Annotated in this window: 12 protein-coding genes; 3 read left to right on the top strand and 9 right to left on the bottom strand. The window is 72.2% G+C overall.

All coding sequences use genetic code 11. The annotated features are described in order from the left end of the window. Positions 1–81: 81 nt before the first annotated feature. The 5 genes from fbaA to ACSMX9_RS15365 form a co-directional block, all read right to left on the bottom strand. Complete coding sequence (fbaA, locus tag ACSMX9_RS15385) at positions 82–1,104, bottom strand: class II fructose-bisphosphate aldolase (protein WP_445402848.1); 1,023 nt, start codon at positions 1,102–1,104, stop codon at positions 82–84. Positions 1,105–1,318: 214 nt separating this feature from the next. After that, the gene (gene pyrE / locus ACSMX9_RS15380; protein WP_351245183.1) at positions 1,319–1,867 is read right to left on the bottom strand and encodes an orotate phosphoribosyltransferase; all 549 of its coding nucleotides are present in this window, start codon (positions 1,865–1,867) and stop codon (positions 1,319–1,321) included. A gap of 320 nt (positions 1,868–2,187) precedes the next feature. Continuing rightward, a complete protein-coding gene (locus ACSMX9_RS15375) occupies positions 2,188–3,876 on the bottom strand; it encodes a tripartite tricarboxylate transporter permease (protein ID WP_445402847.1) in 1,689 nt (562 codons plus the stop codon). Next, complete coding sequence (locus ACSMX9_RS15370; RefSeq protein ID WP_445402846.1) at positions 3,876–4,424, bottom strand: tripartite tricarboxylate transporter TctB family protein; 549 nt, start codon at positions 4,422–4,424, stop codon at positions 3,876–3,878. The genes ACSMX9_RS15375 and ACSMX9_RS15370 overlap by 1 nt, the downstream gene beginning before the upstream one ends. Before the next feature lie 65 nt (positions 4,425–4,489). Continuing rightward, positions 4,490–5,515, bottom strand: a complete 1,026-nt coding sequence (locus ACSMX9_RS15365) for a Bug family tripartite tricarboxylate transporter substrate binding protein (protein ID WP_445402845.1) — start codon at positions 5,513–5,515, stop codon at positions 4,490–4,492. A gap of 182 nt (positions 5,516–5,697) precedes the next feature. Between ACSMX9_RS15365 and ACSMX9_RS15360 the strand changes: the two genes are divergently transcribed. The 3 genes from ACSMX9_RS15360 (at position 5,698) to prpB (ending at position 8,868) form a co-directional block, all read left to right on the top strand. Beyond that, positions 5,698–6,327 (top strand): GntR family transcriptional regulator, encoded by a 630-nt coding sequence (locus tag ACSMX9_RS15360; RefSeq protein ID WP_445402844.1) that lies wholly within the window; start codon positions 5,698–5,700, stop codon positions 6,325–6,327. A gap of 111 nt (positions 6,328–6,438) precedes the next feature. Next, on the top strand, positions 6,439–7,956 hold the full coding sequence (locus ACSMX9_RS15355; RefSeq protein ID WP_445402843.1) for an MmgE/PrpD family protein: 1,518 nt from the start codon (positions 6,439–6,441) through the stop codon (positions 7,954–7,956). Positions 7,957–7,965: 9 nt separating this feature from the next. After that, positions 7,966–8,868, top strand: coding sequence for a methylisocitrate lyase (gene prpB, locus ACSMX9_RS15350; protein WP_445402842.1), 903 nt, complete (start codon positions 7,966–7,968; stop codon positions 8,866–8,868). A gap of 27 nt (positions 8,869–8,895) precedes the next feature. Here prpB and ACSMX9_RS15345 read toward each other — a convergent pair whose 3' ends face one another. The 4 genes from ACSMX9_RS15345 to ACSMX9_RS15330 form a co-directional block, all read right to left on the bottom strand. After that, complete coding sequence (locus tag ACSMX9_RS15345; protein ID WP_445402841.1) at positions 8,896–9,696, bottom strand: aldose epimerase family protein; 801 nt, start codon at positions 9,694–9,696, stop codon at positions 8,896–8,898. 22 nt (positions 9,697–9,718) lie between these two features. Then, positions 9,719–10,636 (bottom strand): SRPBCC family protein, encoded by a 918-nt coding sequence (locus ACSMX9_RS15340; RefSeq protein ID WP_445402840.1) that lies wholly within the window; start codon positions 10,634–10,636, stop codon positions 9,719–9,721. A gap of 90 nt (positions 10,637–10,726) precedes the next feature. After that, entirely contained in the window at positions 10,727–12,406 is a 1,680-nt protein-coding gene (locus ACSMX9_RS15335; RefSeq protein ID WP_445402839.1) for a polyamine aminopropyltransferase, read from the bottom strand. An 89-nt stretch (positions 12,407–12,495) separates the two neighbouring features. Further along, a complete protein-coding gene (locus ACSMX9_RS15330) occupies positions 12,496–13,014 on the bottom strand; it encodes a DUF2617 family protein (RefSeq protein ID WP_445402838.1) in 519 nt (172 codons plus the stop codon). Positions 13,015–13,141 lie beyond the last annotated feature (127 nt).

Genomic DNA, 13,141 nt, shown 5'->3' with positions numbered 1-13,141 from the left:
CCAGTCTCCCAGGTGCGGCACGACGCCGGAGAGGCCCGGTTCCGCACGGGAACCGGGCCTCTCGGGACGTACGGGACGGGACTACTTGATCCGCGTGCCGGTGGAGCGCAGGTGGGCGCACGCCTCGGTGACCCGGGCGGCCATGCCGGCCTCGGCCAGCTTGCCCCAGGTGCGCGGGTCGTACTGCTTCTTGGCGCCGACCTCGCCGTCCACCTTGAGGACGCCGTCGTAGTTGCGGAACAGGTGGTCCACGACCGGGCGGGTGAAGGCGTACTGGGTGTCGGTGTCGATGTTCATCTTGACCACGCCGTTCTCCAGCGCGGTGGCGATCTCCTCGACGGTGGAGCCGGAGCCGCCGTGGAAGACGAAGTCGAACGGGTCCTTCTTGCCGAACTTCGCCGAGACGCCCTCCTGGAGGTCCTTCAGCAGCTCGGGACGGAGCACCACGTTGCCGGGCTTGTACACGCCGTGCACGTTGCCGAAGGAGGCGGCGAGCAGGTAGCGGCCCTTCTCGCCCAGGCCGAGGGCCTCGGCGGTGCGGACGGCGTCGTCGACGGTGGTGTACAGCTCGTCGTTGATCTCGTGGGTGACGCCGTCCTCCTCGCCGCCGGTCGGGGTGATCTCGACCTCAAGGACGATCTTGGCGGCGGCGGCCTGCGCCAGCAGCTCCTGGCCGATGGCCAGGTTGTCGGCGAGGGTCTCGGCGGAGCCGTCCCACATGTGGGACTGGAACAGCGGGTTCTCGCCGCGGGCGACCCGCTCGGCGGAGACCGCGAGCAGCGGGCGGACGTAGCCGTCGAGCTTGTCCTTGGGGCAGTGGTCGGTGTGCAGCGCCACGGTGATGTCGTACTTGGCGGCGACGATGTGCGCGAACTCGGCGAGCGCGACCGCGCCGGTCACCATGTCCTTGTTGTGCTGGCCGCCCAGGAACTCCGCGCCACCGGTGGAGATCTGGATGATGCCGTCGCTCTCGGCCTCGGCGAAACCACGGAGGGCGGCGTGCAGGGTCTGCGACGAGGTCACGTTGATGGCCGGGTAGGCGAACTTGCCTGCCTTCGCCCGGTCCAGCATCTCGTTGTAGACCTCAGGGGTTGCGATGGGCATCTGTCCGCTCCTCGGTGCTGTGCGGGATGTGGTACTGACCGACCCCGAACTAGGTGTTCCGGACCCGGGTCCCGCCGCTGCGTCCTCGTCGGCCGGCGCCCCGGGGTGGCGACGTCATCGTCGGGGCCATCCTTCCAGATGTGGCGGACCCCCTCCGGCCCGGGGTGCCCGGTACGAACCGGGGCACACCGGGCATCACGGCCGGGGGGCGGGGTCAGTCCAGGCCCAGCTCGTCCTTGCCGAAGGCGTACCGGTACGGCACCGAGGCGCCTTCGCTGATCTTCTCGGCGGCGCCCGTGGCGCGGTCGACGATGGTGGCGACGGCGACGACCTCGGCGCCGGCCTCGCGCACCGCGGCGACGGCGGTCAGCGGGGAGCCGCCGGTGGTGGAGGTGTCCTCCACCACCAAGACGCGCCGGCCGCGGATGTCCGGGCCCTCGACCTGGCGCTGCATCCCGTGGGCCTTGGCGGCCTTGCGCACCACGAAGGCGTCCAGCCGACGGCCGCGGGCCGCGGCGGCGTGCAGCATGGCCCCGGCCACCGGGTCGGCGCCCATGGTGAGGCCGCCCACCGCGTCGTAGTCGAGGTCGGCGGTGAGGTCCAGCATCACCTGGCCGACCAGCGGCGCGGCCTCGCCGTCGAGGGTGACCCTGCGCAGGTCGATGTAGTAGTCCGCCTCGATCCCCGAGGAGAGGGTCACCTTGCCGTGGACCACGGCCTTGTCCTTGATCTGCGTCAGCAGGGCGTTGCGTGCGTCGCTCATACCGGTCAGCTTAGGGTCTCTTGTTCGGGTCAGGCTGGACCGGGGAGCGGGGTCTGGTGCCGTGGATCGCAAGGCGGAGGAGGGAGCCCACGCGGAGCGTCGGCGACTGACGACAACGCCGCGAGGCGCGGTGCCAGGGCACGCGAGCCCAGCAAGATCCGAACAAGAGACCCTGGGCTGCGGGCGGTTGTCGGGCCCGCGGGGGAGATCCGTCCGGGCCGGGGCTGGGAAACCCGGTCTGACCTGCGGCGCACGACCGCCGGGCCGGCGACCTGGAGGTGGTCGCCGGCCCGGCGGGAGGGTGGTGCGGTGGGGTCCGGTCAGTCGGTCGGGGGCTTCTCGGCCTTCGGGGGCGTCGAGGCCCCGGTGCCGTTCCCGTCCGCGGACTCCTTGTCGAGGGACGGCTTGGCGCCCGCGCCGACGGCGGCCCCGCCCTTGCCGTCCGTGTCGTCCTTGCCGTCCGCGGCCTCGATCTCCGCGCAGTCGACGGTGTCGTCGTGCGAGGCCTCGACGAGGATCTCGTGGTGCGTCGGGCGACGGCGGAGCAGGAAGCCGCCGACCAAGACGATGGCCAGGGTGAGGTACACGACGATGGTGAAGGGCGTCGAGACCAGGGTGGTGAGGTTGCCGCCGGCGATGTCGAGGGACCGGCGGAGCTGGACCTCGGCGAGCGGGCCGAGGATGGCGCCGACGATCATCGGCGAGATCGGGAAGCCGAACCGGCGCATCAGGTAGCCGGCGAGGCCGAAGACCAGCAGGACCCCGACGTCGAAGGCGCTGCCGTTGACGGCGTAGGTGCCGAGCAGGGCGAAGCTCATGATGCCCGCGAAGAGGTACGGCTTCGGGATCTCCAGGATCTTCACCCAGAGGCCGATGAGCGGCAGGTTCAGACCGAGCAGGATCACGTTGGCGATCAGCAGGCTGGCGATCAGGCCCCAGACCAGCGAGGACTGGGTGTCCAGCAGCTGCGGGCCGGGCTGGATGCCGTACTGCTGGAAGGCGACCAGGATGACGGCCGCGGTGGCGGAGGTCGGGATGCCGAGCGTCAGCAGCGGGACGAGGGTGCCGGCCGCGTTGGCGTTGTTGGCGGCCTCCGGTCCGGCGACGCCCTCGATGGCGCCGTGCCCGAACTCCTTCGGCTTCTTGGAGAGCTTGCGCTCCAGGGTGTAGGAGAGGAAGGTCGGGATCTCGGAGCCGCCCGCGGGGATGACTCCGAGCGGGAAGCCGATGGAGGTGCCGCGCAGCCAGGGGCGCCAGGCGCGCCGCCAGTCGTCGCGGGTCATCCAGGTCTTGCCCTTGCGCAGTTCCATGACGTCGAAGCGGCTCGTCATCTGGTGCGCGGAGACGTAGAGCACCTCGCCCAGGGCGAAGAGGGCGACGATCAGCACGACCGTGTCGATGCCGTCGAGCAGGGACACCTCGCCGAAGGTGAGGCGCTGCTGGCCGCTCTGGAAGTCCAGGCCGACCATGCCGACGACCAGGCCGAGCGACATGGAGACGAGGCCGCGCAGCGGGGAGCTGCCGACGAGGGCGCTGACGGTGAGGAAGGCGACCACCATGAGCGCGAAGTAGTCGGGGGCGCCGAGCTTGACGGCGATCTCGACCATCCACGGCGCGAAGAGCGCGAGCAGGACGGTGGCGATGGTGCCGGCGACGAAGGAGCCGATGGCGGCGGTGGCGAGGGCGGCGGCTCCGCGGCCCCGGCGGGCCATCTTGTTGCCGTCGATCGCGGTGATCACCGAGCCCGACTCGCCGGGCGTCTTCAGCAGGATCGCGGTGGTGGAGCCGCCGTACATGGCGCCGTAGTAGATGCCGGCGAACATGATGAACGCGGAACCGGGCTCCAGGCCGTAGGTCATCGGCAGGAGCAGGGCGATGGTCAGCGCCGGGCCGATGCCCGGCAGCACTCCGATCAGCGTGCCCACGACGGTGCCGATCAGGGCGAAGAGCAGGCTCTCGAAGGTCAGGGCGACCGCGAGCCCGTCGAGGAGTCCTTCCAGACCCGACATCAGAGCACCCCTTCCAGGACGCCGGCGGCCAGGTGGATGCCCAGCGCGCGGGTGAAGACGAGGTACACGACGACGGAGACCACGACCGCGATGACCGCGGACTTGACGTGGCTGCGGGCGCCCATGGCCCAGGCGGTGAGCCAGAACGCGATCGCGGAGACGATGACGTAGCCGAGGGTGTCGATGCCGGCGATGAAGATCAGTACGGCGGCGACGCACACGGCGAGCGGCACCCACTGGGTGTGGCGGACGTCGACGTCGCCCTCGGCGGTCTCGGCCTCGCCGCGCTGGCCGCGGGCGATCTGGACGCCGAGCGCCAGGGAGAGCCCGATCAGCAGGACGCCGACCACCTTGGGCAGGAAGCCGGCGCCGACCCCCGAGGCGGAGGTGGAGGCCGTCTGCCCGAGCCCGTCGAGCAGGGTGACGATTCCGATGGCGAGGAGTCCTGCGGCCACCGCCCACTCGCCCAGGGGTAGTCCTCGGCTGTCCTGGCGCTCGGTGCTCTCGGTCGAGGCGGGCTCGGGGGGTGACGAGTGGGTGCTGCTCATGCGGTGCCTTTCACGCCTTGCGGTGGGTGCCCGCGTCGCGCGGGCACCCACTTACCGGAGTCGAATCACTTCTTGGACAGGCCGAGCTCGTCGAGGACTCCCTGGACCCGGGCGTTCTCCTCCTTCAGCCAGGTCCCGAACTCGTCGCCGGCGATGAAGTTGTCGTTCCAGGCGTTCTTGGCGAGGGCGTCCTTCCACCCCTGCGAGTCGTGCATCTTGGTGAGGGTGTCGACGTACTGGGTCTTCGCCGCGTCGCTGATGTCCGCGGGCGCCATCATGGAGCGCCAGTTCTGGAAGGCGAGGTCCTTGTTGACGTCGGCGCCGGTCTGGGCGAACTCCACGCCCTCGACGGGCTTCTCCGAGGAGATCAGAAGGCCCTTCATCTTGCCCTCCTTGACCTGGGCGGAGAACTCGCTCAGGCCGGAGATGCCGGCCTGGACCTTGCCGCCGAGGATCGCGGTGGTGGCTTCGCCGCCGCCGCTGTAGGGCACGTAGTTGACGTCGGCCGGCTTGACGCCGAAGTGCTTGGCGAGCAGACCGATGTAGATGTGGTCGGCGCTACCGGCCGAACCACCCGCGATCGCGACCGACTTGGGGTCCTTCTTGATCGCCTTGAAGAGGTCCTCGACCGACTTGTAGGGCGAGTCCTTCGGCGTGACGATCACCTCGTACTCGCCCACCAGGCGGGCCAGCGGGGTGAGGTCGTCCAGCGTGACGTCGGTGCCGTTGCTGATGACACCGCTCATCATGGCCAGGCCGGAGGCGATCCAGACCTCCTCCTTGCCCTTCTGCGGGGCGACCTGGGCGAGGGCCACGGTGCCGGAGGCGCCCGGCACGTTCTTGACCTCCGGCGCCTTGACCAGGTTGCCGGCTCTCATCACGTCCTGGACCGCGCGGGCCGTCTGGTCCCAGCCGCTGCCCGGGGCGGCGGGGGCGATGATCTCCAGGCGGTTCAGGGACTTCGCCTGGGACTTCTTGTCGCCCGCCTTGGGCTTGTCGCCCGAGGAGGTGTCATTGGTGTCGCTGCACGCGCTGAGGGCGACGAGAGCGACAGTGACCGCGGCGGCAGCGGTGACACGAGTGACCTTCATAGAGACGTCCTTGCCTCTTCGACGGGGTGACGGGGGGTCTTGAGCAACGGAATGTATACATCCAAGGGGGTAGCTACAAGAGTTCCCGGGGAAAAGGTGCCCAGGTCGTGACCATCACTGAAGCGTATGTATACACTCACTCTATGTTCACCTCTTCCCCCACAGCCGCAGGGCGTGCTTACATGCAACTGCGGTCGGAGATCCTCGACGGCGTACTGCCGCCGGGCGCACACCTCTTCGAGGTCGAGCAGTCCGAGCGCCTCGGGGTCTCCCGCACCCCGGTGCGCGAGGCCCTGCGCCAGCTCGTCGCCGAGAGCCTCGCCGAACCGTCCGGCAAACGCGGACTCGTGGTCACCCAGATCAGCGAACGCGACGTCCGGAGCCTGTTCGAACTACGGGCCTGCCTGGAGGCACAGGCGGCCCAACTCGCCGCAGAACGCGGGGAGTCCACCGTCTTCGCGGAGTTCGAGGACGAGTTCGCCCAGTGGCAGAACGTCCTGCGGGGCCCCACCCCCACGGACGAACAGGTGAGCCAGTACTTCGCACTCATCCGACGCTTCGACGAGGCCATCGCCGCGGCGACGGAGAACTCCTTCCTGGTCGACGCGATGGAGAACCTGCGCATGCACGTCGCCCGGGTGCGACGCATGGCCGGCCACTCGCAGGCCCGGTTGGAGGCCTCCGCCGGAGAGCATTCGCTCATCGCGCGGGCCATCACCCGACAGGACGTGGTACTCGCTCTCCACGCCACACACGTACATCTGCACAACAGTTTTGAGCATTATCGCCAATCTTGGCGTCCCTTGGAATGAGCTAAAGAAGCTAAAAGGCTGCAAGAGCCTCAAGTTTCGAAATATTCGCGACATCTCCAGGAGACGCCTCCGCGGGGCCCACCACCCCGTCCGAACCACGGAGACGCCCGCATGAAGAACCATCCCGTCCGCTCCCACCGCAGCGAGGAGAACCTGGCCCGCGAGGAGCAGCTGGCCTGGAAGATGGCCGAGGTGGCCGCAGACCCGGTCGAGGTCACCGAACCCGTCGTCGAGATGATCGTGAACCGGGTCATCGACAACGCCTCGGTCGCCGCCGCCTCCCTCGCCCGGTCGGCCCCCTCCTCGGCCCGCGAGCAGGCGCTGACGCACTCCGCGAGCCGCGGCGGAGCGGGCGCGACGGTCTTCGCCCTGGGCCCCGAGACGCGCACCAGCCCCGAGTGGGCGGCCTACGCCAACGGGGTCGCCGTCCGCGAACTCGACTACCACGACACCTTCCTGGCCGCCGACTACTCGCACCCCGGCGACAACATCCCGCCGATCCTCGCGGTGGCCCAGCACGCCGGCAAGGACGGCGCCGCCCTGGTCCGCGGCATCGCCACCGGCTACGAGCTCCAGATCGACCTGGTGCGCGCGATCAGCCTGCACAAGCACAAGATCGACCACGTCGCCCACCTCGGCCCCTCCGCCGCCGCGGGCATCGGCACCCTGCTGGACCTCCCGGTCGAGGTGATCTACCAGGCCATCGGCCAGGCGCTGCACACCACCACGGCCACCCGGCAGTCCCGCAAGGGCGAGATCTCCTCCTGGAAGGCGTACGCCCCGGGCTTCGCCGGCAAGCTCGCCGTCGAGGCCGTGGACCGCGCGATGCGCGGCGAGACCAGCCCCGCCCCGATCTACGAGGGCGAGGACGGCGTCATCGCCTGGTTGCTGGACGGTCCGGAGGGCCGGTACGAGGTTCCGCTGCCCGGCCCCGGCGAGGCCAAGGAGGCGATCCTGCTCAGCTACACCAAGGAGCACTCCGCCGAGTACCAGGCGCAGGCGTGGATCGACCTGGCGCGCAAGCTGCTGCGGGAGCACCCCGAGGCGGCGGACCCGACGCGGGTCGAGAGCATCGTGGTGCACACCTCCCACCACACCCACTACGTCATCGGCTCGGGCGCGGCCGACCCGCAGAAGTACGACCCGCTGGCCTCCCGCGAGACCCTCGACCACTCGCTGCCCTACATCCTGGCCGTCGCCCTCCAGGACGGACGCTGGCACCACGTCGACTCCTACGCCCCGGAGCGGGCCGCCCGCCCCGACACCGTCGCGCTGTGGCAGAAGATCACCACCGTGGAGGACCCGGTGTGGACGAAGCGCTACCACGCCGGCGGGGACAGCCAGTCCTACGGCGGGCGCGTCGTCGTCACCCTGACCGACGGCCGGACCATCGAGGACGAGATCGCCGTCGCGGACGCGCACCCCGCAGGGGCTCGGCCCTTCGCCCGGGAGAACTACGTCGAGAAGTTCCGCACCCTGGCCACCCCGGTCCTGGGCGAGGCCGAGGTGCAGCGGTTCCTCGACCTGGCGCTGCGGCTCCCCGAGCTCAGCGCCGCCGAGGTCCGGGACCTGACCTTCGTCGCCCTGGCGGGGCAACTGCCGCCCGCCGGACGCCCCGGAATCTTCTAGGAGCCGAGGATGCTGTACAGCACGCGCACCGATGCCGAGAAGCGTCGGTCCTTCCGTCAGCGGTTGGCCTCCGGAGAGTTGCTGCGGGTGCCGGGCGCCTTCAACCCCCTGTCGGCCCGGCTCATCGAGCGCCGCGGCTTCGAGGGCGTCTACGTGTCGGGGGCGGTGCTCAGCGCCGACCTCGGACTGCCCGACATCGGGCTGACCACGCTCACCGAGGTCGCCCAGCGCACCCGGCAGATCACCCGGGTCACCGACCTGCCGGTCCTCGCCGACGCCGACACCGGCTTCGGCGAGCCGATGAACGTGGCCCGCACGGTCCAGGAGTTGGAGGACGCCGGACTCTGCGGCCTGCACATCGAGGACCAGGTGAACCCCAAGCGCTGCGGCCACCTCGACGGCAAGCAGGTCGTCGAGGTGTCCACGGCGGTGCAGCGGATCAGGGCCGCCGTGGACGCCCGCCGCGATCCCGACTTCCTCGTCATGGCGCGCACCGACGTGCGGGCCGTGGAGGGGGTGGCCGCCACCATCGAGCGCGCGAAGCGGTTGGTGGACGCGGGGGCGGACGCGGTCTTCCCGGAGGCGCTGCGCACCCTGGAGGAGTTCGAGCAGGTCAGAGCCGCGATCGAGGTGCCGATCCTGGCCAACATGACCGAGTTCGGCAAGAGCGACCTGTTCACCGTCGACCAGTTGCGGGACGTCGGGGTCAACCTCGTCATCTGGCCGGTCTCGCTGCTGCGGTTGGCGATGGGCGCGGCGGACCGCGGTCTGAGCACCCTGCTGGAGCAGGGCGCCCTGACCGAGCGGCTCGACGAGATGCAGCACCGGCGCGAGCTGTACGACCTCATCGACTACGAGGGCTACAACCGCTTCGACTCCTCCGTCTTCGACTTCCGGTTGGAGACGGACTGAGCGGGGTCGGGGCCCCGGCGCCGTCCCTCAGGGGCGGCGCCAGGTCCAGGTGGTGGTGGCCTCCAGCGGTTCGACGGGGGTGACCAGCCGGGGGGCGGTGTTCAGGCCGTTCGGCGGGCCGGTCTGCGGTTCCACGCAGACCGCCGCCTCCTGCTCGTCGTAGACCACCACCCACGGTTCGCGGGATGCCACGGTCAGCGCCAGCCGGCCGGGCCAGGTGAGGGTCACGTCGACGCCCTCGGGCATCCCGAAGCAGTCGTCCCAGGGGCCGGGGAGCGGATCGACGCGGCGCCCGGTGGGCAGGTGGTCCTCGCCCCGCTCCTCCTGCCAGGCCGCGTCGAACGCGATCTCCACCTCCGGGCCGTCCGCCTCCAGCCGCCGGTTGAACCAGGGGTGCCAGCCGAGTTGGGCGGGGAACGACGAACCGTAGGTCTCCACCGCGAGGCCCAGCGTCAACGAGTCCGGAGTGATCTCCACCGTCTGGGTGACCAGCCCGGGGTAGGGCCACGGGTCGGTCAGCTCGTGGGTGAAGACCGCACCGGTGGCGGTGAGCGCGTGCCGGGCGGTGCGCCAGACGCCGTCCCGGGCGGTGCCGTGGATGGCGTGCGGGGCCGCGTTGAGCGGCATCTGGTGGACCCGGGCGCCGTCCCGGAACCGGCCGTCGCGGATGCGTCCGCACCACGGCACCATGGGGAAGGACCCGAAGCGGTCGCCCTGCCGCAGCAGTTCCGTCCCGTCGACCCGCAGACTCCCGATCCGGCAGCCGTCGCCCGGCCGCACGGTCACCTCCGCGTCGCCCGCGGTCAGCGTGATCTCGTCGTTGCTCACGCACCGACCCTACGACCAGCGATCAGCCCCGCCGGCGCAGGGCCCGGCCCACCACGATCGCCGTGGCCACCACCACGGCGGCGGCGGGGGCGGCCCACCGCAGGGTCGCGCCGGGCGCGACGGTCTCGGGCGCCGGCACGGGCGCGTAGCGACCGCGCGGGGGCGCGTGGTCGACCTCCTCCGCGCTGCGGCCGATCATCGTGCGCCGGGCGTGGGCCGCTTCCGCGGGCGGGGCGTCGCCCCGGGCGATCCCGGCCTCCACCTCGGCGGCCATCCGTTCGGCGAGCGCCTCGTCGAGGGCCTCGGCCACCCCGCGTTCCCGGGGGTCCTGCTCGGCGCCGGGCCGGTCGGGGGGCCGTTCGGTCGGTTCCTCGTCGCGTGCGGCGGGGTCCGGGGCCGGTGCGGCCCCGCCCTCCGCGGGGGCCTCACCCGCCTCGTCCTCGGCTCCGTCGTCGTGGGCTCCGTCCTCGGCTCCGTCGTCCTCGTCGGCGGGAGCGCTCGGGGCGGGCCGGGCGAGCCCGGCGGCGAGGGCCTCGGCGAAGCGGTCCAGCAGACGGGCGCCCGCGGCGTGCAGGGCCTCGACCGCGAGGTCACCGGCGCGGCCGTCGCCGCTCGCGGTGACGGTGAAGGCGAGGCGGGTGCCGGCGGCGGGCTCCGGGACGGGGGCCAGGGCGAGGGTGACGGTGGCGTGGACGGTGGCTCCGCCGCGGACCTCCGTACCGATGGCCTCCAGGGTGACCCCTTCGGCGCCGGGGGAGATCCGAAGGGTTCCCCGGTAGGTGATGGTGGTGCCGCCGGCGCGCAGCCTGAGCCGGCCGGCGCCGGGGGCGTCCCCGGCGTCCTGTTGGAATCCCGGGACCGAGCGCGCCACGGTCGCCGGGTCGGCGAGCGCCGCGCGCAGCACCTCGACCGGCGCTGCGATGACCACCTCGTGTTCCATGGCTCCGGAGCCTACCGACGTCACCGCGGGCGGGCTGCCGGACCCGGAGAACTTCCCCCGGGCGCGGTCCGCGGGCGGGCGCGCCGGCGCTCAGGCGTAACGCGGGTGGACCAGGGTGGAGACCGGCGCGGAGGCGGGTCGTCGCCGTTCCGCACGCCGTACCGCCTCCGCGAGCGCTCCGATGGTGAGCCCCCGGGTGCCGGGGGGCCGTTCGGTGGACGTCCCCCCGTCGGGCAGGGTGATCCGCGGGGCGTCCCGGCCGGCCAGCAGTACGCCCCAGCCGCGGTCCCCGGTGCCGGGCGACAGGTAGGGGACCACGTGCAGGCCGGCCGCCCGCAGCGTCGCCTCGACGGTCCACAGTCCCCCCGGTCCGGGGGCGCCCGCCGTCGGGGCGCCCATGCGGACGGCCAGCCGCCCGCCGTCCGCGAGGAGCGAGCGGGCCAGTGCGTAGAACTCCCGTGAGTACAGTTTGGCGCTCTCGGTGCGGGCGGGTCCCGGGAGGTCGCAGAGGATCACGTCGTACCGCGCCCGGGCGGGGGCGGAACGGGCGTGCGCCCGGCGCAGCCAGTCGAAGACGTCCGTCCCGGCGGCCCGGGCCCGCGGGTCGTTGAGCGCGCCGTCGTTCAGTCGGGTGAGGGCCGGCTCGGTGCGGGCGAGCCGGACGAGTCCGGGGTCCGGCTCCACCAGGTCGAGCCGGGTGACCCCGGGGTGGGCGAGGACCTCCCGGGCGGTCAGGCCGTCGCCGCCGCCCAGCACCAGCACCCGGGCGTGCCGGCCGCCCGCCAACGCCGGCCGCACCAGGGCCTCGTAGGGCGTGCGGGCGGAGTCGGCCGGCGCGGCGGGGGCGGCCAGCCGGGGCCGTCCGTCCAGGTAGAGGTGGACCGCCCGGTCCCCGCCGCCGGTGAGCACGACCTCCTGCCGGCCGGTCCACACCGCGGCCCGCACGTCGCCCCCGTACACGGCGCGCCGGGCGGCGCGCTCGAAGTCGTCGACGAGGACGGCGCCGGTGGCGAGCAGCGCCAGGACGAGCAGGTTGGCGAGGAGCACCAGTCGGCGGGCCCGCCGGGTCAGGTCGCGGTGGAAGAGTCCGAGCACCAGTAGGCCGCCCACCACCGCGTTCACCGCCCCGGTCAGCAGTGCGCCGACGAGTTGCCCGAACGCGGGAAGCAGCAGGAACGGGAAGGCGAGCCCGCCGAGCAGGGCGCCCACGTAGTCGGCGGCGAACAGGTCGGCGACGGCCCCGCCCGCGTCCTGGCGCCGGATGCGTTGGATCAGGACCATCAGCAGGGGGACCTCGGCGCCGATGAGTCCGCCGATCGCGAAGGAGAAGCAGACCAGCAGGACCGCCGGGTCCTGCGCCCAGGTCAGCGGCCCGGTCCCGGTGCCGTCCGGGGCTCCGGACCAGGCGAACGAGGCGTGCAGGGCGAGACCGCTGGCCCCGCCGACGAGGGCGAGCAGCGCCTCGACCAGTCCGAAGCCGAGCGCCGCGCGGGTGCGCAGCCGCTTCGCGGCGAGCGAGCCGACGCCCATGGCGAAGACCATCACCGAGAGCACCACGGAGGCTTGGGTGACCGAGTCGCCCAACAGGGAGGAGGCCAGGGCGAGGAGTTCGAGTTCGTAGGCGAGTCCGCAGGCCGCGCAGACGAACACCCCGACGAGCACGAGGAGTCGAGCCGGGCCTGCGGGCAGGGGCAGCGGCGCCCGGCGTTCCGTGCGGGGGGTCGGGCGGGGCGGTGCGGCGACCGGGGCCGGCGGGGGCGATTCGATCACGTTGCGACGGTACGTCACCGTTTCACCGGGGTCGGTCACCCACACGTGTGGACCTGGCACGGAGCGGCATGACCGGCCCGGTGCGGCGGTTACAGGGTGGCGGCCACCCTCACCCCGACCCGGGTGCGGGTGGCGACGAGTTGACCGTCCTGCGGGTAGGCGTGCCAAGTCCGCCAGTGCACGTGGCCGTTGTGGCGCTGGGCGAGCATCGCCGTGAACGCGTTGGGGTCGCCGGGGAAGACTCCGGCGAGTCCCTGCGGGTGGTCCGAGACGAGGGCCAGGAGTTCCTGCGCCCGGCCGGCGAACTGTCCGCCGGAGAGCGTCTCGACCCGGGCCGCGAACTCGTACTCCCAGTCCCCGACGCGCTCGGCGACTCCCAGCGGGAGGGGGGTGCTGCGTCCGGGGATGCAGGCCACGGTCTCCGAGCAGGTGCCGTACTCCTCCTCCAGGAGGACCTGGTGGGAGGCGCCCAGCAGGCGCAACTGGAGCTTGGCACCCGATAGTTCGAGGTCGAGTGTGGCCAGGGCGGGCAGCGGCTCCCGGCCCAGCGCCCAGGCGAGGTCGGAGGCACTGGTGTCGGTGTAGGAGGTCTTCAGGGTCGTGAGCATGGGTCGGCTCCGCTAGCACACAAAAGGGAGTTGGGGCCGGCGGACGCCCGCGGCTGGCGCGGGGGTACGGCCCGGAGTGGCTCCGGGCCCGCTGCATGCCGGCTCGTGCCCACGAGGTGTCCGAGGG

Source organism: Streptomyces sp. LE64, assembly GCF_052606915.1.
The sequence above is the reverse complement of the archived record's forward strand: the minus strand, read 5'-3'. Positions and strand labels throughout refer to the sequence as shown.